This window comes from Streptomyces sp. NPDC051664, assembly GCF_044453545.1.
Lineage (GTDB): Bacteria > Actinomycetota > Actinomycetes > Streptomycetales > Streptomycetaceae > Streptomyces.
Window position 1 is genome coordinate 47,409 of the sequence record NZ_JBITCU010000032.1, and the last position, 20,254, is coordinate 67,662.

A 20,254-nucleotide genomic window follows, 5' to 3' on the forward strand; every position below is an offset into this window, starting at 1 on the left:
TTCTTGAGTATCAGGAGGAGTCATGGAGACTGCTGAACGCTTCCGCACCGCCGTGGAGAAGCGTGAGCTCGCGGCGCTGGAAGACCTGTTCACCGAAGACATCCGCCTCTACAGCCCGGTGAAGTTCACCCCCTTCGAGGGCAAGCCCATGGTGCTGGGACTCTTCGGCGTTCTGCTGCGCACCTTCGAGGACTTCCGCTACGTCGGACACTTCGAGGGCGCGGCCGAGACCAGCACCGACGGTGAAGAGGCTCCGTCGGCGATCCTCCTCTTCCGGGCCACCGTGCACGGCAAGGAGATCCACGGCATCGACCTGCTTCAGTTCGACGAGACGGGCCGGATCAAGGAGTTCACCGTGATGGTCCGCCCGCAGTCCGCGGTGCACGCCCTGGGCGAGGCGGTGCTCGCCGGCCTGGTCGCGGACGGCCTCATTCCCCAGCCCGACGGTCGCTGAATGGGACGCATGGGGCAGGGGTCATGAGCGGGGGCGACGCGCACGGGGCCTACGCAGCGGCCTGCTGCCGATATCTGATCCCGCAACATTGCCCTCCGGGCCGCTCCGCCCGGGGGTGAGCGGTCCCGAGCCGCTTGAGCACGACGTCCGGAGAGGTGAGGTGGCCGCAGCTGCCTCCCGCCCTCACTCAAGCCGGTGGGCGACGGTCCGGTAGGCGGTCTGGCCCTGTAGTTAGCCGACGCCAGGAGGTAGATCGCCCTTTGGGGCTGAGAGCAGACGGGCGCATTCCAGTACTGAGTGACCAGCGGATGTGAGCAGATTCGAGGACCGCTCGGGACAGGTCTCGGATCTCTCAGACCCTGGCCGTCCAGCAGCCCAAGCGCCCTTTCGCGGGGCACGGGGGCCCGTTCCCGTCGGTGATCACGGGTGGATGGTCGATTCCGGCTTGCCGCAGTCGTCGGATTCGGTCCGGACAACTCGCCTTGTGGCCCGGACGCCGACCGCCTCGAGCGCACCGGATCCAGTCCGGTTCTCCTCCGACGCCGGGCGCGTCGAGGATGACGCAGTGGAGCCGGGCCTGCACCGCGTGCCCGGCTCCACTGGGCGAAACGGCGGTAGACGGCGGGTCGGCGTGCCTGAGGGAACATCTGCCGTATCCGGACGGCAACGCATTCCCCGCCAGGCCGTGACGGCGGACCCCCGCGACTATCCTTTCGCACCGGACCTGCCGGGCCCATTTCAGCGCTTGAAGGCGTCCTTCGCCTTCTCCTTCGCCTGACGAACGTCACCCTTGGCCTTCTCGGCGCGGCCCTTGGCCGTCAAACCCTCGTTGCCTACCGCGCGGCCGGCGGTCTCCTCAACCTTGCCCTTGGCCTGTTCCACCTTGGCCTTGGCCTTCTCGTCCTTGGCCACGACACTCACATCCCGCTTCTCAAACTCGATGGAGAACTTCCACGTCAACCGTAAATGGCTCCGTAGACGCAATCTACCGACCGGTCGGACCGAAACGGGATTATATGAAGTCCGGATGAGATTGAACGTCCTCAGGCATGGCCCTCAAGGGCCCCGTTCCGCTTCCTGTCCCGACCCTGAGGGCCCAATGGGCCACCCAGCAGGTAGTCACCGCCGACGAGCAGGCCGTCCACCGCCGGCCCGCCCCGAACACCCCGGCCCGCCTCACGATCGAGGCCGCCTGGCTTCGTCGTCCACACGACCGTCCCGTTCTGCCTGTAGGGGCCGCACGCACATGCCCATGAAGCGGGGCAGGGAGGACGGCGGCGGCCACAGAGGTGACGCTCGCGGAACTTCTGGGCCCGCGGGTTACCAGGGGCCGTGGTAGACCAGGCCCAGAGCCAGAGCGGCCGCCGCGGTGGAGAGGAACACGATCCCACCTACGATGTTGCGGGAGCCCACCCGCAGGTGGGCGATGATTGCGCCGATGAAGTACAGCACCAGGCCGGAGGCGGCAAGGGTCCCGAGGAGCGGCACGGCGAGCCCGGCCAGCAGCCCCACGGTGCCCGCCGCCAGCAGCATGCCCAGCACCGGTACCCACTTCCGGGGCACGCCCTTCATGTCCGCCTGGGTCTTGGGGTATTCGTGGCCTATCAGGTAGGTGACGGCGGCGGCACCGTTGAAGACCGCACCGAGGATGGTGACCGTGACGTAGGCTGCGAACACGATTTCTCCGTTTCTGTGGGGAATAGCATTACTGAGCACTCCGTCGTGGGGTGCCGTTCTCCTGGACGACGAGCCAGCGACTCGATTTGTGACATCGGTCGGCAGCCGGGCGTGCCAGTGGTCTCGAACGCCTGTTAGCCGTTGAGCAATACCGCGCGATGGCGCTGTCGGGGGCTGAGATGCTTCCTGTGCGCTGATGGCCGTCCCGGGTCGCCCCGGCACGACCCCAAGGCAGCCAACCGACCGTAAGCGCTACTCCTGGAGCTCGCATGGCGTTGTGATCAAGGGCCGGCCTGGACGAGGTCTTTGATTCAGATCATCGAGGCTCGCGTGCAGGTGCAGGCGCGGCACTTCCGGTCGGCGGCGAGGTGGATTGCCGGTCTGCCCACCCTTGGAGCGTCCAGGGAGGGCGGCATTCAGCCCTGGTCGATGAACTCTCACTCCACATACGACAGTTGCCCTCGCGTCATGCGAGACGATCTAAACGATCAGACCCCGCCACAAGGGCGAATCCGCAGGTTGACCACCCGCCCTGGATGATCAATTCCAAGGGGTACGTGCTCGTGCGTGAACGAGGTGATCGTTTTGTGGCGAACGGCCTCAGCGCGTGCAAAGCAGGACCGGGGCCGGGTCTTGCAGCAGCCCTTGGGCTGACCCTAGGGTCTGCAGGGTGACTGCCGGGTCGGCCATGGGCCACGTATCAGTGAGGCACCCGGCCTTGGCATGAGCACGAGGCGGGCCCGAGCCCCGCCTTCCCTTCGCGTCTTCCTTCCGGCGCCTGCAAACGGCGCTTCATCCCACGGAACCCAAGACCGGAGAGCCACCGCAGATGACGCACAACCAGCAGCACCACTACGAGCCGCCCATCACCACCGCCCAGCTCAATCACACTGCCGTCTATGCGACGGACCGACACCTGTCGGCCGAGTTCATCGCCGCGATCCTGGGCCTGGAAGTCGCCTCCCCCATCGGGCCTTTCCTGCCCGTCGACTTGGGCAACGGTGTGACACTCGACTTCTACGAGAAGCGCGACGAGCCGATCCAGCCACAGCACTACGCGTTCCTTGTGCCCGACGAACAGTTCGACGCCATGATCGCCCGCCTGGAGGCGGTTGGGGTCACCTACTACGCCGACCCCAACCACACCCAGCCCAGTGAGATCAACCGCCTCTTCGGCGGCCGCGGTGCGTACTTCGCTGACCCGGACCGCCACAATATGGAGATTATGACCAGGCCCTACTCCCGCCCATAATCGAATAGGTTCACTGGTCTTCGGTTCATACCGCGTTGGCGAGGGGGCGTCCGCCCCGGCGGATGCCCTTCTCGCTACATGATCAAATCAAGGGGTGCCCGCGGAGACGTGAACGAGGACGTCCATGATCGTTTTGTGACGAACAACCTGGACACCCTCGCGACAGCACCCTATGCGACGACTGACGATCTGCTGAGGGAGCGTCCGGACTTGGCGCCGTGGCGGTCGGCCGTGGGGATCGCGCCGCAGCTCACCGACGCCGAGCTGGTCACCCTTGCGATGATGCAGGCCACTGACCCCTTGGAATTGATCATCTAGCGGCGCTCCGTTTGCCGGGCGGGTCCTGGGTGTGTCCACACCAGTCGCGGCGAAGACGTCCTGTGCTGTGCTCGGACTATGTGAACTACCTCTGCCGCCGGGCCCTCGTCGCGCATGCCCGTTTTCACCGCTGCCCTTGCCTCGCTGTTCCCCGCGACGGCTGGTGTTCCCGACGGTGTCACGGGGGACGGATCTCGAACTCCTTCATGGAGACCTTCCTGACGCTGCACGTGCGCGGCAGCCGGGTCACAGACAAAGCCCTCGGTGGTCTCAACCACCAGATCGAGCACCACCTGTTCCCCGACAAGCCCCCCAGCTATGCGCCGCCCGCCGCGGACGCTGGATACGTTCCAGCCTTGCAGCTCATTACTGCGGCATCGTCTCCTGCCGACAAGGCAAGGCAGGAGACGGACCGTCACCATGCGGGCCACTTGGCCCGATGTCGCGCATGCCGGGATCATTCCTCCCGGTCTTCATCGGCGGCCTCGTCCTCCCATTCGTCTTCCTCCACGTCCTCTCCTTCATCCTCAGCATCGCCGTCTTCCACGTCTTCGTACTCGCCGTCATTCTCCGAGTCCTCGGCCTGTGCTGCCTCTTCCTCTTCCAGGGCTTCTTCGTGTGACATGACGACTTCGCCGTCTCGGATCTCGCCCCGCCAGCCTTCCGGCTCTTCCTCGGTGAGAGTGACGTACCGCTGGAAGTGCTTGAAGTCCAGCCGAACCCGGCGGCCCTGGGCCCGCCAAATATTTCCGGTCTTCTCGAAGAACCCGGACGGGTAGTACTCCAGGACCAGGACGATCCGCGTCAGCGTCGGTGCCAGTTCGTGGAAACTTACGGCACCGTTGGTCGTCCCCTTGGCGCCTTCGGAGGACCAGACGATTCGGTCGTCCGGAATCTGCTCCTGAACAGTCGACTTGAAGCTGCGGGAAGAGGGTCCGACCTTCACCTTCCAGTCGCTGGACATCTCGTCGCCCATCGAGACGCTGCGAACGCCCTTGGTGAAGCTGCTGAACTCCTCGTACTGGGTCCAGTAGTCGTAGGCCGTGCGAAGGGGCACGCCGACATCGAGGACTTCAATGATGTTCATGCTCTTGCTACTGCCGGACTTGCCCTTGCCGCCGCCGAACGCCTCCTTCACCTTGCCCACGACACTGTCCTTGAGGCCTTTGGCCTTCTCGGACAAGAACGCCTTCACGGGGGATTCGCCCCCGAGGACACGCGAGCCGACTTTGAGCAGTGACCCGCCATTGTCGGCCACATCGGTGAGTTGCCCCGTGACGTCCGTGAGCTTGTCGCCGGCTTTCTCCGCGAGCCGTCCCACCTGCGCTTCGACGAAGCCCGACAGTGCCTCACGCAGTCCGTCCGCCCCCGACCCCTGCGCCTCCTGCTGCTTCGTCTCCTTCCCAGCCATGACGGGTTACCTCCGGCGATCGGCGCGCTTGGATGTCCTCTTCTCGGGCCGCCCTGAGGACGCCGCCCTCTTTGCGGGAGCCTGCTTCTTGGGCGCAGACTTCTTCGCGGCCGGCTTCGTCGCGGAGGACTTCTTCTTCCGGGATGGCTCCTTCGACGCCGCCCCGGAAGAGCTCCGGGAAGACGGGGCCCTCTCTCGCCGTGACGCGGTGCCCCTCTCAGGCCGACCCGGCTTCCGGGAGCTTCTACGGCGCTGCGGGCGTTCGGGTTCAGGCTCCTCCTCCTCCTCCTCCTCCTCTTCCTCCTCTTCCGGTTCCTCCTCTTCGTACTCCTCCTCCGGCTCAGCCTCTTCCTTCTCGCCCAGGGCGGCGGTGCGGTCACGCAGCGTGTCTGCGAGCGTCCCCATGCCGCGAGTCGCAGCAGCTGTCACTGCCTTGCGACCGGCCTCGAGGAGCTCCCCTTTCAGCTGGTCCTGCAGTTCGGCCACCTGCGGGATCTCCCCCAGCCTGCGCATTCCCTCGGTAGCGAGCTGGCGCGGCTCAAGGCCGAACCGTTTGCCCGCCAGATAAGTCCCCACGCTCAGCGCGAGCTTGCCTTTCTTCGTGCGGCCCAACACGTATCCGCCGACAAGAGCCGCGGCGAGAGTCACCTTGGTCTGATCGTCCATGCGCACGTCACCTTCATCGTTCCCGCGGGCCCGCCCATGCCGCGCAAACTGCCGCTCTGTGGCTGCCAGTGGTCTCTGCTGACGGCGGCCACTGCCGATTTGGGGAGCGCAACGAAGGGGGGACCTACTGCTCACTTCGGGCGCGGCCGGCCCTCTACAGCCCGGCGATTCTGGCCACGACGGAAAGTCGCCTCGGCGCGAGAGCCATCACTCAATGCCGGTCCTGTACTCACCAGTCTCACCCGTATCGTGGCAGTCGCATCTTGGAATGTTCTGCCTCCTGATGCGGGTGCCGGCCGCTGTGTCATCGGCGGTTGCCGGTCGCCGGCGTCAGCGCCGACCACTGCAGTGGCCCCAGTGTGTGGCGGATACTTGATGTGCCGTGACGCGGGCGCGGAAGTTGTGTCCTTCTACTGCGAGGCGGGTTCTGTCGGTATGCCAGCAGGTCCGTGAGAAGGGCCCGAGAGCCTGCCCGGCGCAGGAAGGTTGTGCAGGTGACGTCGTCTGCCGGTGCCGGTTCACAGCCCGCCTCCCCGGCCCCGGAGGTGGGACTGGATGATGCCACGCTGGTGGTCCGCGCCCGTGACGGCGACATGCGCGCCTTCGAAGTGCTGGTGCGCCGCTATCAGGGGCCAACGTACCGCTTGGCAGTGCAAATGCTCGCGAGCCGTGGTGACGCCGAGGACGTGGTGCAAGAGGTGTTCCTGACCGCTTGGCGGCGGCTGGGGCAGTTGCGGGACGATGCAGCGTTCGTGGGCTGGCTCTACCGGACGACGAGCAACCGATGCCTGAACATCATCCGGGCACGCAGACCCGTCACGGAGGCTGACCTGGACAGTCGCGAATCCGCCGAGGCGGCCGGATCACCGGAGCGGGCGGCGCAGGTCAGCGAGCAGCTGATCGCGCTCGCTGCGGCTTTGAAGCGGCTGACGCCCGAGCAGCGGGCATGCTGGCTGTTGCGGGAGGTGCACGGTCGCTCCTACGAGGAGATAGCCGAGGTCATGGGCACGACCCGTACGGCGGTGCGTGGACGCATAGCGCGCGCTCGAGTGCAATTGGCGGAGGCGATGGCTCCATGGAAATGAGCGACGCTCAGGGCTATGTGCTGCCTTGCGGCCGCGATATGGAGACGGTGTGGGAGCGGCTCGATCCGGCCGACACCGGCCAGGGTGACACCCATGACCTCGCCTGCAAGCACTGCTCTGCGGCTCGGCAGAGCCTGGTGATCCTGCAGGAGGTGACCGGCAAGCTCGCCTCAGAAGAGGTCGGACCTCCGCTGGGCTTGACCGGACGGATCATGTCTGCGGTGCGCGCAGAGGTCCGCCGTCACCACATGCTCGCGCTGCCCGGCGCGGAGCCGGGCGGGGTGCAGATCAGCGAACAAGCGGTCGCTGCCGTGCTGCGATGCGCCGCCGATTCCGTCGACGGTGTGCGCGCACGGCACTGCCGGATTTCCGTCACGGAGAGGGAGGGCGCGGTGGATGTGGAGATGAGCCTTGCGGTGGCCTACCGCAGGTTTTCCGCCGACGCCGTCGACGAGGTGCGCGAGCAGGTCCGGGCAGCCGCTGCAGCACGGGTCGGACTAGCCCTGGTGCGTCTGGACCTGACCGTTGAAGACCTGTACGACGCATAAATCGGGCAGCACACTGTCAAGAGAGGCTGAAGCACATGGACTCGGTGTTCGTTACGTCAACGACCGTGCCGGACGATGAGACACAGGTTCCCCGTGCCCAGTGGGTGATCGCCGAGCCCGTGATCGCCGCGATTGCCGCCCGAGCCGCTGTCGGCGTCCCTGGTGTTGTGCGGCTCGAACCCGGCCTGACCGGACTCGCCTCCCAGGTGGCGCGTTCGGTACGCCAGAAGATCAACGGCCTGGCCCCGGCCCCGGCCGAGGGTGTCAGGATCACGGCTGACCACTCAGTCGTGCCATCGAGCCTGCGCGCGTCCATAGACATGGTCGCCTCCGGGCACGACCAGGCTGGGGCCGTGGGGCGGGCGGTTCAGCGCGAGGTGACGGTGGCTGTTGCCAATGCCACGGGTCTCGCTCCGCAGGCCGTCGTGGTGTCGATCATGGACATCGACTTGTATGGGACCGGTGCGTGGTGACTTCGAGATCAGAGCTGACACGCTCACTTCTGGCCGTCCTGGGCAGGATTCCCGGTCTGCGTCCGGCGACCGCCGCCACCACCCACGTCGGCTCACGCGTGCCGTGGAACCTCGACTCCTTGGCCGTCGGCATCGACGACGAACTCATCGAGATCCGTGTCGTCGCCCTCGCCCTACCCCTTCCTCCGATCCTGCGCGAAGCCGAGGCCGCCCTGCAGGCGGCGCTTATGGAGACCCGGTGGAAGGACGCCAGGCTGCGCCTGGTCGTCACCGACATCGATGCCGCCGCCCTTGCCCCTCGCGATCACGCGAGTGACGCGGGTGACGCGGGTGACGCGGGTGCCTGAGCGGCCATGACGTTCTCCCCTGACACGGGTCGTTCAGGTGTGACGAGCGCGAAGCCGCCTCGTCCAGAGCCAGGTAACCGAGGAGAGCACCATGACGAACCCGGCCTCCACGAATATTGCCGAGCACTCTACTTTTGCCGCTGGTGACGCGGACAAGAGCGCCACCAGCACACCGGAAGCTTCCCCTCCACAAGCCTCCGGTCAGGGCTCCACCACCATCGCCGAGGTCGTCGTCCAGAAGATTGCCGGTCTCGCTGCCCGCGAGGTGCCAGGCGTACATGAGCTGGGTGGCGGAGCAGCACGGGCGTTCGGCGCAGTAAAGGGGCGGATCCCCGGAGCCTCCGCCAGTGCCGGACAGGGCGTCTCCGTCGAGGTCGGGCAGACGCAGGCAGCGGTGGACCTGCAGTTGCTGGTCGAGTACGGAGTGTCCATACCTGAGCTGGCCAAGGATGTCCGCAACAACGTCATCGACTCCGTCGAGCAGATGACCGGCCTGGAAGTCGTCGAGGTCAACATCAATGTCAGTGACGTGCACATCCCTGCCGACGACAGTGACGGCGACACCCAGGGCACCGGCGACCGCGTCCAGTAGTCGCTCCCAGGCCCCGGCACCCAAGTGACGCCGTGCATCTGAGGCAGTGCATCACCACAGTGCGAACGGGGGTCTCACGACGGGATCCATGCAGAGAAAGGGTTCGCCTGCGCGACCTCGCACACCCCGGCTCAATGCCGCATGGCCACCGTCAGGGCAACGTACGGCATCAAGGAGAATTGACATGACGTCCACTCAGATAGGCCTCCTGACAGGGCTCGTCCTTGGCCTCGCCGGCGCGTTCGGCGGGTTCGAAGCCTTCCTCATCGTCCTTGTTCTCGGGACGGTTGGGCTGCTGGTAGGGCGATACCTCGACGGCAAGCTCGACCTCGCCCAACTCACCGGCCGTGACAGGGACGACTTCCATGGACACCGCGATCACCACATCAGCTGAAGGAGAGTCCGGCGCGGCGCAGCGAGGCAGCACGACGGTCTCCGACCGCACCGTGGAACGCATCGCCGCCCGGGTGTTGACCGAGGTGGCGAACATCGGCGGAGCAGCCGGTCGGCTGCTCGGCATAGCGGTCCCAGGAAAACACGCCGAAGACTCGGCCCGGGTTGCCGCGAAGGTCACTGGCGACTCAGTTGCGGCGCTCGATGTCCGCCTGTCCGTCGCCTATCCACAATCCGTCGCTCACACTACCGAAGACGCCCGCGCACGCTTGGTACGCCGTGTCGCGGACCTCACCGGTCTGACCGTGACCCGTGTCGACATCACCGTCACTGCACTGCGCGCTCCCGACTCACCGACCAGGAGAGTCCGATGAAATGCCGGCCCCGCCGCACCATCCCGGCCACTCTCACCGCGCTGGTCCTGCTGGCAGCCTGCGTGCTGATCGCCATCGTCGCCATTCAACTGATCGCCGGTCAGAGCCCGTTCATCAGCTACCGCTCCGTCACTGGCACCCTGCACAGCACCCACTGGAGCGACGCCACCATCCTCATTGCCGGCGTCGCATTCGCCCTGCTCGGGCTGCTCGTCCTGCTCGCGGCACTCCTGCCGGGGAAACCGACCGTTCTGCCGCTGACCGGTGACCTGGACGCCGGCATCACCAGGCGTAGCCTGCGCCACGCCTTGCAGAACACGGCCTCGAGTGTCGACGGGGTCAGCAGAGCGAAGCTGAAACTGGGCCGTCGAACGATCGTCGCCCGCATCCGCACCGACCGGACCAACACCGCGGGGCTCACCGATGCCGTGCGCGCCGCCCTGGATCGGCGCCTCGACCAGATCACCCCGCTCATCCGTCCGGCCGTGAAGATCCAGCTCCGTGCCACCAGGAACGCACCATGACCAGCCTCAACCGCCCAGCCCGCCTCAACCGCACCCTTCTAGCCGTGTTCGGCGTCCTCCTGCTCGCCGCAAGCTCCTTCGCCGTGGCGGCTCACTTCGGCCACCTCACCTTCCTGGATTCGGACGCCACACTCGCTGCCACCACCGCCGAGCCGCCCACCTGGGCACTCTGCATCGTCGCCGTCACCGCCATCGTTCTCGGGCTGCTCATCCTGCGCTGGATCGCCGCGCAACTCACCCGGCGCCCCAAAACCCACACTTGGCACCTCGAGCAGAACCCCGAGCAGGGCATCACCGAACTGGCTGCGAACACTGCTACCGCCCCCTTCCTCAGGGAAGTCACCGCTTACCCCGGCGTCCACCACGCCCGCGCCACGCTCGCCGGAACCCGCCAAAACCCCACCCTGGCAATGGTGATCAGCACCGAGCAAAGCGGCGATCTCACCACCATCAACCATCACCTCGACGCCCACGGGCTGCCCCGGCTCCGTCAAGCGCTCGACCTCGGCGCCCTCCCCTGCACCGTCGAGTACCGCTTCACCACCCACACCGGCACCCGCGCACACTAAGGGCTGTGGCGTACAGGCCGTAGATGTCTGCGAGGCTTGGGCTCCCCGGGCGGCGGGCCGCCCCACGCACTGCCGCTGGGTCCTTCTCACCGCCTCTTCACGTTCTCAAGACGAGTGTCGGACCCACTGTCGCAGCCACGAGTCGAGAGCCGCATAGTCGCTATCAGCCAGACCATGGCAGGGATCGACACGATGAAGCAGGGCGTGTCCCTGATGGTGGGCAGCAACCCAGGCCCGATCGGTGTCGGTGACCTCGTCGTCGACCCAGGCGAACGGGCGCCCCGCAGCCCATTCGACAAGTGCACGGGTTTTCCAGTGCAGTCCGTTCCGCTCATCCTGGTCATCGATGTCGGACGGCTCCGGCCAGACCACCACTGCCAACTGCGGCAGACCGATGCGGGGGGCGATGTACTCGTTCGCGTCAGCCATCCATGTCGTCGCCCAGACCACCTCGCACGGGAGCGCCGCCAGCCGGGGGCCGTGCTCCGGATTGATCCTGGTCAGGAGCGGATTCGCGTCGGCACCAAGCGGTTCGGGACCCGTCGCATATATCGGATACTGCTGGGACGCCGCGGCGAATGGGATGAGTGGTCCATCGACATCGAGAAACAGCAGCGAAGCCTGCACAAACCCAGTCACGAGAGCACGATAGCGACAGACCGCACCGAGGACCGCCTCGATGTGCAGGGCCCGGCAATCGACCGTCGCCCCACTCGCCGCTTCGCCGTCATCCTCGGGTGCGCCGGACGCACTCCGAAACGGTGGCGCGGAGGCTACCGGTCCGCTGCATCAGGTCTCTCTGGACACGCGCTCCGTTTCCCGCACCGAGCAATGAGCTCAGCCCGTCCTCGGCCGCCTTCAGGTCGCCGCTCTCCTCCAAGGCGCCGCGCACATGCGCCAGCAGGGCACGAGCCACGGTTTCAGCGGGTTCGGGACGCATGGTGAGAGGGTGGAGCAGCCGGTCATCCAGCCCGGAACGGCTTGCTCGCCAGGCAGCCATGCGCAGGAGAGTTGTACGGAATTCGGCAGCCGGCTTACCGGCTCGCCATTCACACGCCGCTGTCTCGACCAGACCACGAATCAGGGTGGCCAGCAGCACCGTGACCAGCGGATCGAGGCACACGTCCGCAACTCTGACTTCGACGGTGGGGTAGCGGTGGGAGAGGCGCGCATCAAAGTAGATCATTCCCCTGTCCCGCAGCACTTCGGTGTCGAGCAGCGCCTGTATCTGCTCGTGATACCGCTCGACGGAGCCGAATACATCTACCGGGCCTGCCGACGGCCAGCGGCCCCAGACCCTGCTCCGATAGCTGTTGTAGCCGCTGTCCTGGCCTTGCCAGAAGGGCGAGTTCGCGCTCAGGGCCAACAACACCGACAACCAGGGCCGCACGCGGTCCAGCACGGCGACGCCCTCCTCGTCCGACTCCACCGACACGTGGACATGGCATCCACATGTCAGCTGTTCCTGCGCGGTCAGTCCGAAATGCTGCTCCAACCACTGGTATCGCTCACCGGTTCCGACAGTCGGGCTGACAGGGAGCGGGGACGTGGCCAGCGCAACCACGGCGGCCCCCACTTTGGCCGCGTGACCGGCAGCCTCCACACGTCGGCGGATTATCTCTTCCGCCAACTCATCCATGTCGGTCTGAGGCCGGGTGGCGAATTCGAGTTGCTGACGGTGCAGCTCGGACTCGAAGGCACACTCTCCTTCGGCATGGCGGTCCGCCATGGCCAGAACCGCTGTCGACAGGGCCTGTGGTTCACCGCTCTCCGCGTCGACCAGTAGAAGTTCCTCCTCAACACCCACGCTCCGCACAGCCGTGCCCTCTCTCCTCGGCTGACTGACCGATCCCCCACACACAGCGTTAGTCGTCGCGCTCGCTCAACTCGTGGCTCGCCACAGGATCTGCCTTTCGTCGAGCATCCGCATGCGGCTCGTCGAGCCTTCGACCGTCGCCGGAGGACGGATCGGTGACGCGCCGGCCCGTGCGTCACCGGTGGCTGGTGTCGCACCAGGGATGGATGTGGCTGCGGCAGCACGTACAGATGGGGACGGTGAAGTGGTCCGAGACCCTCTTTGTCTTCGGCCTGAGAAGGCGTCGTCTCGCTCATGGGCGTCCCCCTCGGCATCGGCTCGTAGCCCGGGTGGAGACACCCACCACGGTTACGCCGTCCTGACGGACCACGCCAGTCATCTCAGGATGCCTGCGATTGCGCCTGACGGCAGGTTCACGGGCCAGGCCTCAAGCAGGGAGTCATCCTGAGGACGGGCCCCCGGCAACTGATAACGGGCGGCCACCAGCGCACTGTCGACGTCCCCCGTGCCCGTGGCGACACACAGCGTGTATGCCACATCGTCCAACCGCTGCCGGGCGTCACGAGCGCCGCTCTCGGCCTCCAGCACCATCAGGGTCTCGTACTGCTCGATCAGATTCCGCAGTACGGCCGGGTGCGCCATCAGCATGGACGGTCCTTCCGCTCGACAACTCTGGACGGGCCCTTGGCCTGACCGGCCGACTACCCCCGGCTGCGGCGGCCACACTTCCGACTGCGCGACCGCGGCAACAGTGGTGCCCATCCACCGGCGCTTCTGCCAGAGCAGGTCGAGGTCCACGTCGGCCCCCGCGTGGTGGCCGTCGAGCGGGAACCGGTCGGTCTCGGCCAGCCGGACCCCGTTCTCGTAGATCATGGTCGGCTGTCCCAGGAGAGGTCAGTGGTCGGTGGTCGGCTCGCTCGGCCTGGCAGACGCGTCTCCGGTCTGCTCATGCGGGGCGTCGGCCGATCAGTGAGCCCTCTCCGGCCCCGGCCTCCCTCGCTCCATCGAGTGTGCGGACTTCCGCTGGCAAACCTGCCGGACTTTCTCGCACAGCCACCCAGTCACACAAACATTCGAATCTTCGAGTCGATTCTCGCGCGCACACTCGGAGCTATGCGCCATCGACCCGATATGCCCACTTTCACATTGAATGGGAGAATTTTTTGCAAGGGAGCGTCGAAGCGTTTTCGCGTTCACAGACCGAATCCCACCCCCACAGGCAGGCAGGCCTACTCATGCCCAAACATCAGAAGCCATCCCCGCCGCCGCACGGCGAAGGTCCGAGCCGACACAAAGGAACCCAGCAGCATGGCTGGGCGTCGGACGTGGACGAGACTCGCCAGCAGGACAATCCGAGCGCGCATCGCTCCTTCCACCCCGAGGAGCACGCACCCGGCCCGGGACCCGGCAGGAAGGTCTCCAAAGAGGAAAGCCAGGACGTCGCAGGGGACACCGCGAAAAGCACCGGCCGCAGGGGCGAAGAGCGCGCCAAGGGTTCTGAAGAAGGCATGCACGACACGGGTCGCAGAGGCCGTTCACAGCGCCCCAGCGGCACCAAGGATGCCTCGGCAACCACCGGGGTGGACCCTCAGGATCCTCCGGGCAAGAAGTCCAGGCAGGGCTAGGCCCACTCGATCGGATCATGCCGGGCTCGCGGGTCGGAATCGGCGCTGTGCGCCGGCTGATGGCGGCCGAGCAATCGAAGAACCTCGACAGCGGAGCCGCATACGTGGGAGGCGATCATGGCCGTACGGCACCAACTCATCTTCCGTAAGCCAGGTGTGGTGTGGTCCCTCCTCGAGGACGAAACCCGTTACGGCGACTGGGTTGTCGGCACGCACGAAACCGGCCCGGGGAAAGGCCGATGGCCCGAGGTCGGATCTTCGATCAAGTACACGGTGCGTCTGGGCCCCAAGGAGTTCCAGGGCCACACCACCGTCCGTCGCATCGATCGGCCCGGTGCGCTCGAACTCGAGGCAGACAACGGTCCGCTCGGCACCGCACGAATCGCCTTCGACATCCGGCCCTGGGGCGACAACACCCTCGTGATTGTCGACGAACATCCGTTGCGCGGGCCGGGAGGGCAGTTCCACAACGCCGCCCTCGACGCCCTCCTGCAGATCCGGCACCGCACCATGCTCGGGCGACTCGCCAGGGTCGTCGAGGACATGCCGCCCGACGCCGACCACCCGTGACACACACCCGATCGGCCGCAAGAGCGGTACGGAACAGCCGTCCGTCCGGGACGGCTGTTCCGTACCGGTTGAAGCGCCTGCGTGCAGTCCACTCTCGGGCTGTTCGGGTCCTTGGCCGCGTGTCGGCGGAGGACCGGTGAATCCGCCTCTGGAGGGCTCAGCACCCGAACCGGGGCGAGGTGACGGTGAACAGTCCACCGTCCGGGTCACGCAACGTGATCCAGCGGTCGGTCTCGGATTGCTCCACGGGAGAGACGCTGCTGCCTCCGAGGCCGGTGGCCGTCTGAACGGCAGCCTCGATGTCGGACACCCGGAAATGGACGTGCCAGCGCGGCCGGACCTGCGGATCGGGAGCGGCCTCCACGGCTCCGCCACTGAGCCGCGCCACCGTGTCCTGGCCTTGGCGAAGTACGACATGATCGTTTTCGTACGCGACTTGGCAGCAGCCCGGCCGCTCGCCGCCCCAGTCGAGGACTTCGCCGTAGAAGATGGCGGCATCGAAGGCATCTCTGGTACGCAGTTCGAGCCAAGCCGGGGCCCCTTTGCGACCCACCCCCCAGTCCGGGATGACCTCTCCCTCCCAGATCCCGAAGACTGCACCGTCACGGTCCGCGGCCAGTGCCGCCCGGCCGGTACCGAAGGAGAGGGGGCCGACGGCCAGTGTGGCGCAGCGTTCGCGGATCCGTGCTGTGGTCACGTCGGCATCGTCAACGGCGAAGTACGGCGTCCACGCCACGGCCACAGCGAGATCCCGTGCGAGCGCGCCGATGCCGGCGACCGGAATCCCCTCGTGAAGACCGACGGAGAAGGCGTCCCCGAGCCGAGCGCGGCGGAACGTCCAGTCGAGGACAGAACCGTAGAACTGCTGCGCCGCTTCGAGATCACGGGTCATGAGGCTGACCCAGCACGGAGCGCCGAACATCGCGTGGCTTGAAGTTGACATGCCTGCCATCTCCTCCGCCGTCACGTACAACCGGCATGTCCCACAGTAACGCCGGGGAGGTCGAGGCACTGGGGCTCAGCACCGTACCGGCTGCGACACAACAGGTGTCGCAGCCGGCCCCGCTTCTCGCGGGCTGCCCGGCTCACCGGCGATACCAGCGGCCGCCCGCAGACCAACGGCAAGCTCGAGGACTTCAACCGCACGCTGCTCAATGAATGGGCCTACCTCCGGCCCTGCACCAGCAACGCCGAACGCACCGCCGCGCTGGCAGACTTTCTCCACACCTGCAATCGTCACCGCTGCCACACCGCACTCGAACCCAAGCCACCGATCAGCCGGGTCGACATCCCCGCGGGTCGATACAGCCGGCCATTGACGCAGGTGTTGCCCGCCCCGGGCGACTCCTCGCCGGGCCTGCGAGGTCCGTCCAGCTCAAGCGCCACCGAGTGGACCGCACGTCCGGCAGGATCAGTGCCGAAACCGTCCACGCGATCACCGGTCTCACCGCCGGGCAAGCCACACCCGCCCAGCTGACGAACCTGATCGATCCGGTTCTCCTGTCCGTTCAACGGGCGGACCGCACCGCCCGGAGAAGGGCAGGTGCCGGGCTTGGTGCTGCGCCGCAGCCGTGCGCCCGGACGTGCGACAGCCTCCCTGCCCGCGGTCCCGGCCCTACCGCCAGTCCCCCAGCGCGCTGCGCTGGTGTGCGTGTTGAAGAGCTCCGGGGGTACGCGTGTGGAACGGTGAGCTGTCTTCAGCTCACGCCGCACAAGCGGAGGGACTCCCCCAATGGGACACGGCGGAAATGTGATCGCGGAACTCACCACCGACCACCGCGAGGTCGACGAACTGTTCGAGAAGATCGAGGCGCAGCCGGTCGGCGACAAGCGGCGCCGGAAGCTGGCCGATGAACTGACCATTGAACTGGTACGCCATTCCGTCGCCGAGGAGATGCACCTGTACCCGGCGGTGCGCAAGCACGTTGAGGGCGGGGACTGGATCGCGGACAAGGAACTCTCCGAACACGCAGAGGCGGAACAGCATCTCAAAGACCTGGAGGGCCTGGCTGCGGACGACCCGCGGTTCGACCACTTGGTGGCGAAGCTGAAGCTCGAGGTGAGCGAGCACATCCGCGATGAGGAGGAACGGCTGTTCCCTCTACTCGCCGCGGCCTGCACCCCCGAAGGTTTGAACGAACTGGGCGACAAGGTCCGTACAGCGAAGAGGACGGCCCCCACCCGCCCGCACCCCTCCGCCCCGGACACCCCGCCCGGCAACAAGCTGCTGGGCCCCGGCGTCGGCCTGGTGGACCGGGCACGCGACCTGCTGACCGGGCGCGGCAAGAGCTGAACACCCTCAACAGACCGTGATGAACCGGTTCTGCTCGCGGCGCGGAAGATGACCGCGATGAACGTGGGCGCGCTGCGCCACGACAGGCGCCGAAGGGAAAAGTGCATGAGGATCCAGAGGCATGAGGACGGTCACCCTCGGGATCGCGCTGCTCTCGTCCGTGGCTCTGGCCGCCCCGGGCGCGCTTCGGGCAGCGGGCAGGGGAGCTGCCCGGGAGACGAGCCACAGGGCGGGGCTGCGGTACTCGGCTGGTCGTGTCTCGTGCTTCATCCGGCGGTCCTGGCGTACGCCGTACCACGTCTGAAGCACCTGTCCAGGAGAGCCGTCGTCGTCGGTGATGCAGCAGGTCCCGCCTTACTGATCACGGCCTCCGGCCTGGTGCTCGCCTCCACAGCGCGGGAACGCGCCCCCCGTCCCCGCGAAGGGGTGCCGTGCCCGGGTGACTCCATCGCGCGACAGCAGGACAGCAAATAGGCTGTTTTGTGCCGAGGGCCGGTTTGCAAGAGACCTCGCCCGGCCAGTTACCACCTGATTCGAAGCCGCCACGTGGACCGAACTCGGGTGGGTTTGCTTCTGGAGGTTTCTGTCATGTCCGATTGGCGATCGCGTGCGGCCCGAGCGGGTAAGTGGCCACTGAGCCCGGGCGGGCACGGACCGGACCCGGCCCCCGAGCATTCGATGGATCCACGGGCCGAGCAAGAAGAGCCCCCCGCGTCTCTGGCCCGCAGCGTGGTGGACGCGGCGATCTACCGTGACGGGCGACGGATCGCGACGCCCTCGACGCTGGAGGAGATCTACCAGCGGCTTCCGGGGGAACCCGGCACCATGGCGTGGATCGGGCTGTATCGACCGTCCCCCGCGCAGCTGTGGGAGGCGGCGGAGCAGTTCGGGCTGCACGAGCTGGCCGTCGAGGACGCCATCGTGGCCCACCAGCGGCCGAAACTTGAGCGCTACGGGGACACGCTTTTCGTCGTGCTGCGCTCGGCCCGGTACATGGACGAGGCCGAGGAGGTGGATTTCGGGGAACTCCATCTGTTCGTCGGCCCCGGATTCGTCCTGACCGTACGGCACAGCCAGGCACCCGACCTGGCCATTGTCCGCAAGCGACTGGAGGCCGATCCCGAGCTGCTGGCGCTGGGCCCGGAGGCGGTTCTGTACGCGATCCTGGATGCGGTGGTCGACGGCTACGCGCCCGTTGTGGCCGGACTCCAGCACGACATCGACGAGATCGAGACCGAGGTGTTCGGCGGCGACCCGAAGGTCTCCCGCCGTATCTACGAGCTCTCCCGCGAAGTCGTCGAGTTCCAGCGCGCCACCCGGCCGCTCCTGACCATCATGCGCGGGCTCGAGGCCGGCTTCGAGAAGTACGGCACGGACGAGGAGCTCCAGCGTTACCTGCGTGACGTCGCCGACCACGACACCACCGTGGTGGAGCGCGTGGACAGCTTCCGCGAGATGCTCGGCGACATCCTCACCGTCAACGCCACTCTGGTCAATCAGGCCCAGAACGAAGAGATGAAGCAGCTGGCCGAGGCCGGCCACGCACAGAACGACGAGATCAAGAAGGTCTCCGCCTGGGCGGCCATTCTCTTCGCGCCCACCCTCATCGGCACCGTCTACGGCATGAACTTCGACCACATGCCCGAGCTGCACTGGGTCCTCGGTTACCCCTTCGCCATCGCCCTGATGGCCGTGGTCTGCGTCGGCCTGTACGTGGTTTTCAAACGCCGCGACTGGCTCTAGCAGACCCGTGGGCACCCGCCGGATCAGCGTAGGGGCGTGGGGTGGGACGAGTTGCCGCCGCACCTGCAGAACACAGACTTCGGCATAGTCCGCTGCTCCCCTCTCATTTGCCACAGTTCCCCGTGAGTCCCCGCCCGACATGGCATGGTTGTGGCACGAACCGATCCTCTCGATGCGAGACATCGGCAGGGCTGTCGCCGAAGTCCGCTGTGGTGGTGGTTCGTGGCCCTCGGGCCGTCGGCAACCGTCTGCGATCGGGATGGTTCTGTGCTTGGCTGCCATTCGCCAGGGCAGGTGTGCAACGCTGTCGAAGTGACTGATCCTCATTTCCTCTGGTTGGCGACGCTGCCGCAGGCGGTACCCGCCTCAGAGGCCCGAGTGCACTGGAACCTCAAGGATGAGCCCACACCCATTCTCGATCTCGCGCTGCGGCAGGCCCCGGTGTTCTACCTCGGCTCGTGGACCGAGCAGCATGAGTCCGATAAACCTCAAACGGCGAGGTGCCCTGCGGGTGTCGGACTGGCTCTTCTTCAAAGGCACTATCGACGAATACCACGTACCCGCACTCGATGATCGACTCATGGCAGAGCTTGTCAGCCTCTTCGAGCCTCGCACCGGCGACCTGCCTGCTGAGGCGGCGGCTCCGGATGAGCTGAGGGCTTTCCTTGTCGATCACCCTTGGGAGGGCGTGTTGTGTCAGGAAGAACCTCCGACGAACCAAAGGCTCAGAAGCCGAAGAAGTGACATGCCGGGTATCCGACCTGCGGTCACATCATCGATTGACGCCGTGACCTGCTGCTGAGCTGTCGGCAGTTGTCAGCGTTGGTCACCGTTGAGCGCCCTTCCACGGCCCCGAGACGGCCCCGGGAGGGCGCTCCGTGGTGTGATGACATCCGCTTCAGGAGTTCGATCCGAGCCCGCTCCGGCTGCAACCGCTAGCTGACACGATGGCCGGACAAGAACGCTGGGGTGCGTCTCCGTCCGGCGTGGTTGATGTCCACGGTGGATGTCAGAGACGATCGACCTCTCCCTGGCGGGGAGCAAGAAAGATTTGAAGGTGCATCTGCCCAGTGAACGACCACGACATCTTCCGTGAGTTGATCGAGGAAGGCCTGGACGACTGGGTTCCGGTTGACCAGCTCCTCGGTCTGGCCAAGGACATTGCAGAGGACCGGGGCGCCGAGTTCCGCGGCGTCGCGGTCGAGTTGCTGACGCTGCTGCTGAGCAGCGGGCTCATGGACGTCGGCGACCTGGGCGAGAGTGGGTTCGAGCCCTGGCCGGAGAGCGGCGACGAACTCCTGGCCAAGGCGGTTGCGGTGCTCGACGGCTTCGACTGGTTCCCTCAGCTCGGTGCGTACTGGCTAGCGAACACGCCGAAGGGCGACGCCGTGGCCTCGGGCTAGGTGGGCGAGAATCACCGCATTAGGCGCTGTTTCTCGGATCTCCGGACGTGAGTGGGGTGTTGGGGCCAGGCTGGCTGTATGGGCCGTGGGGATCTGACGAATGCGGAGTGGGATCGGCTGG

At 66.5% G+C, this 20,254-nt stretch carries 24 protein-coding genes and 2 pseudogenes; 18 read left to right on the forward strand and 8 right to left on the reverse strand.

Annotation, left to right across the window (positions count from 1 at the left end; translation table 11 throughout):
• Positions 1–22 precede the first annotated feature (22 nt).
• A complete protein-coding gene (locus ACIA8E_RS34825; RefSeq protein ID WP_399304297.1) occupies positions 23–454 on the forward strand; it encodes a nuclear transport factor 2 family protein in 432 nt (143 codons plus the stop codon).
• Positions 455–1,192: 738 nt separating this feature from the next.
• On the opposite strand, the gene ACIA8E_RS34830 is transcribed toward ACIA8E_RS34825, so the two are convergent.
• Positions 1,193–1,366: a CsbD family protein gene (locus ACIA8E_RS34830; RefSeq protein ID WP_078879319.1), complete on the reverse strand. Its 174-nt coding sequence runs from the start codon at positions 1,364–1,366 to the stop codon at positions 1,193–1,195.
• Between the two features lie 408 nt (positions 1,367–1,774).
• Positions 1,775–2,131, reverse strand: a complete 357-nt coding sequence (locus tag ACIA8E_RS34835; RefSeq protein ID WP_351306744.1) for a DoxX family protein — start codon at positions 2,129–2,131, stop codon at positions 1,775–1,777.
• Positions 2,132–2,960: 829 nt separating this feature from the next.
• Between ACIA8E_RS34835 and ACIA8E_RS34840 the strand changes: the two genes are divergently transcribed.
• Together ACIA8E_RS34840 and ACIA8E_RS34845 are read left to right on the forward strand one after the other, a co-directional pair.
• The gene (locus ACIA8E_RS34840; protein ID WP_399304299.1) at positions 2,961–3,383 is read left to right on the forward strand and encodes a VOC family protein; all 423 of its coding nucleotides are present in this window, start codon (positions 2,961–2,963) and stop codon (positions 3,381–3,383) included.
• A 135-nt stretch (positions 3,384–3,518) separates the two neighbouring features.
• A pseudogene (locus ACIA8E_RS34845) lies at positions 3,519–3,674 on the forward strand (IS982 family transposase); the annotation flags it as partial.
• A gap of 484 nt (positions 3,675–4,158) precedes the next feature.
• On the opposite strand, the gene ACIA8E_RS34850 reads toward ACIA8E_RS34845, so the two are convergent.
• Together ACIA8E_RS34850 and ACIA8E_RS34855 are read right to left on the reverse strand one after the other, a co-directional pair.
• Entirely contained in the window at positions 4,159–5,112 is a 954-nt protein-coding gene (locus ACIA8E_RS34850) for an SRPBCC family protein (RefSeq protein WP_399304301.1), read from the reverse strand.
• A 6-nt stretch (positions 5,113–5,118) separates the two neighbouring features.
• Positions 5,119–5,778: a histone protein gene (locus ACIA8E_RS34855; protein WP_399304303.1), complete on the reverse strand. Its 660-nt coding sequence runs from the start codon at positions 5,776–5,778 to the stop codon at positions 5,119–5,121.
• A 494-nt stretch (positions 5,779–6,272) separates the two neighbouring features.
• On the opposite strand from ACIA8E_RS34855, the gene ACIA8E_RS34860 reads away from it, so the two are divergent.
• From ACIA8E_RS34860 to ACIA8E_RS34900, 9 genes are all read left to right on the forward strand, one after another.
• A complete protein-coding gene (locus tag ACIA8E_RS34860; protein ID WP_399304305.1) occupies positions 6,273–6,863 on the forward strand; it encodes an RNA polymerase sigma factor in 591 nt (196 codons plus the stop codon).
• Positions 6,854–7,411: an Asp23/Gls24 family envelope stress response protein gene (locus tag ACIA8E_RS34865; protein WP_399304307.1), complete on the forward strand. Its 558-nt coding sequence runs from the start codon at positions 6,854–6,856 to the stop codon at positions 7,409–7,411. Before ACIA8E_RS34860 ends, ACIA8E_RS34865 begins: the two co-directional genes overlap by 10 nt.
• 65 nt (positions 7,412–7,476) lie before the next feature.
• Positions 7,477–7,884, forward strand: coding sequence for an Asp23/Gls24 family envelope stress response protein (locus ACIA8E_RS34870; RefSeq protein WP_399304309.1), 408 nt, complete (start codon positions 7,477–7,479; stop codon positions 7,882–7,884).
• Entirely contained in the window at positions 7,881–8,231 is a 351-nt protein-coding gene (locus ACIA8E_RS34875) for a hypothetical protein (protein WP_399304311.1), read from the forward strand. The genes ACIA8E_RS34870 and ACIA8E_RS34875 overlap by 4 nt, the downstream gene beginning before the upstream one ends.
• 91 nt (positions 8,232–8,322) lie before the next feature.
• Positions 8,323–8,823, forward strand: coding sequence for an Asp23/Gls24 family envelope stress response protein (locus tag ACIA8E_RS34880; RefSeq protein WP_399304313.1), 501 nt, complete (start codon positions 8,323–8,325; stop codon positions 8,821–8,823).
• Positions 8,824–9,007: 184 nt separating this feature from the next.
• Positions 9,008–9,217 carry a hypothetical protein gene (locus ACIA8E_RS34885; RefSeq protein ID WP_399304315.1) on the forward strand — a complete coding sequence of 70 codons (210 nt, stop codon included), beginning with the start codon at positions 9,008–9,010 and terminating at the stop codon, positions 9,215–9,217.
• Positions 9,189–9,590, forward strand: coding sequence for an Asp23/Gls24 family envelope stress response protein (locus ACIA8E_RS34890; RefSeq protein ID WP_399304317.1), 402 nt, complete (start codon positions 9,189–9,191; stop codon positions 9,588–9,590). The genes ACIA8E_RS34885 and ACIA8E_RS34890 overlap by 29 nt, the downstream gene beginning before the upstream one ends.
• On the forward strand, positions 9,587–10,114 hold the full coding sequence (locus ACIA8E_RS34895) for a DUF6286 domain-containing protein (protein WP_399304319.1): 528 nt from the start codon (positions 9,587–9,589) through the stop codon (positions 10,112–10,114). The genes ACIA8E_RS34890 and ACIA8E_RS34895 overlap by 4 nt, the downstream gene beginning before the upstream one ends.
• The gene (locus ACIA8E_RS34900) at positions 10,111–10,683 is read left to right on the forward strand and encodes a hypothetical protein (RefSeq protein ID WP_399304321.1); all 573 of its coding nucleotides are present in this window, start codon (positions 10,111–10,113) and stop codon (positions 10,681–10,683) included. The genes ACIA8E_RS34895 and ACIA8E_RS34900 overlap by 4 nt, the downstream gene beginning before the upstream one ends.
• A gap of 105 nt (positions 10,684–10,788) precedes the next feature.
• Here ACIA8E_RS34900 and ACIA8E_RS34905 read toward each other — a convergent pair whose 3' ends face one another.
• The 3 genes from ACIA8E_RS34905 to ACIA8E_RS34915 all read right to left on the reverse strand — a co-directional run bounded on the left by ACIA8E_RS34905 (position 10,789) and on the right by ACIA8E_RS34915 (position 13,147).
• Positions 10,789–11,322 carry an HAD domain-containing protein gene (locus tag ACIA8E_RS34905; RefSeq protein WP_399304323.1) on the reverse strand — a complete coding sequence of 178 codons (534 nt, stop codon included), beginning with the start codon at positions 11,320–11,322 and terminating at the stop codon, positions 10,789–10,791.
• Between the two features lie 88 nt (positions 11,323–11,410).
• On the reverse strand, positions 11,411–12,499 hold the full coding sequence (locus ACIA8E_RS34910) for a glutamate--cysteine ligase (protein WP_399304325.1): 1,089 nt from the start codon (positions 12,497–12,499) through the stop codon (positions 11,411–11,413).
• A gap of 375 nt (positions 12,500–12,874) precedes the next feature.
• The gene (locus ACIA8E_RS34915) at positions 12,875–13,147 is read right to left on the reverse strand and encodes a DUF5133 domain-containing protein (RefSeq protein WP_399304341.1); all 273 of its coding nucleotides are present in this window, start codon (positions 13,145–13,147) and stop codon (positions 12,875–12,877) included.
• A gap of 587 nt (positions 13,148–13,734) precedes the next feature.
• On the opposite strand from ACIA8E_RS34915, the gene ACIA8E_RS34920 reads away from it, so the two are divergent.
• Positions 13,735–14,124 (forward strand): hypothetical protein, encoded by a 390-nt coding sequence (locus tag ACIA8E_RS34920; RefSeq protein WP_399304327.1) that lies wholly within the window; start codon positions 13,735–13,737, stop codon positions 14,122–14,124.
• Between the two features lie 117 nt (positions 14,125–14,241).
• Positions 14,242–14,694 (forward strand): SRPBCC family protein, encoded by a 453-nt coding sequence (locus tag ACIA8E_RS34925; protein ID WP_399304329.1) that lies wholly within the window; start codon positions 14,242–14,244, stop codon positions 14,692–14,694.
• Between the two features lie 157 nt (positions 14,695–14,851).
• Here the strand turns inward: ACIA8E_RS34925 and ACIA8E_RS34930 are convergent, their stop codons facing one another.
• A complete protein-coding gene (locus tag ACIA8E_RS34930; RefSeq protein WP_399304331.1) occupies positions 14,852–15,637 on the reverse strand; it encodes a VOC family protein in 786 nt (261 codons plus the stop codon).
• Positions 15,638–15,799: 162 nt separating this feature from the next.
• Between ACIA8E_RS34930 and ACIA8E_RS34935 the strand changes: the two are divergent.
• From ACIA8E_RS34935 to ACIA8E_RS34950, 4 genes and pseudogenes are all read left to right on the forward strand, one after another.
• Positions 15,800–16,000: pseudogene (locus ACIA8E_RS34935) on the forward strand (integrase core domain-containing protein); the annotation flags it as partial.
• A gap of 426 nt (positions 16,001–16,426) precedes the next feature.
• Entirely contained in the window at positions 16,427–16,987 is a 561-nt protein-coding gene (locus ACIA8E_RS34940; protein WP_399304333.1) for a hemerythrin domain-containing protein, read from the forward strand.
• A 588-nt stretch (positions 16,988–17,575) separates the two neighbouring features.
• A complete protein-coding gene (locus tag ACIA8E_RS34945) occupies positions 17,576–18,730 on the forward strand; it encodes a magnesium and cobalt transport protein CorA (RefSeq protein ID WP_399304335.1) in 1,155 nt (384 codons plus the stop codon).
• 1,070 nt (positions 18,731–19,800) lie between these two features.
• A complete protein-coding gene (locus ACIA8E_RS34950) occupies positions 19,801–20,133 on the forward strand; it encodes a hypothetical protein (protein WP_399304337.1) in 333 nt (110 codons plus the stop codon).
• Positions 20,134–20,254 lie beyond the last annotated feature (121 nt).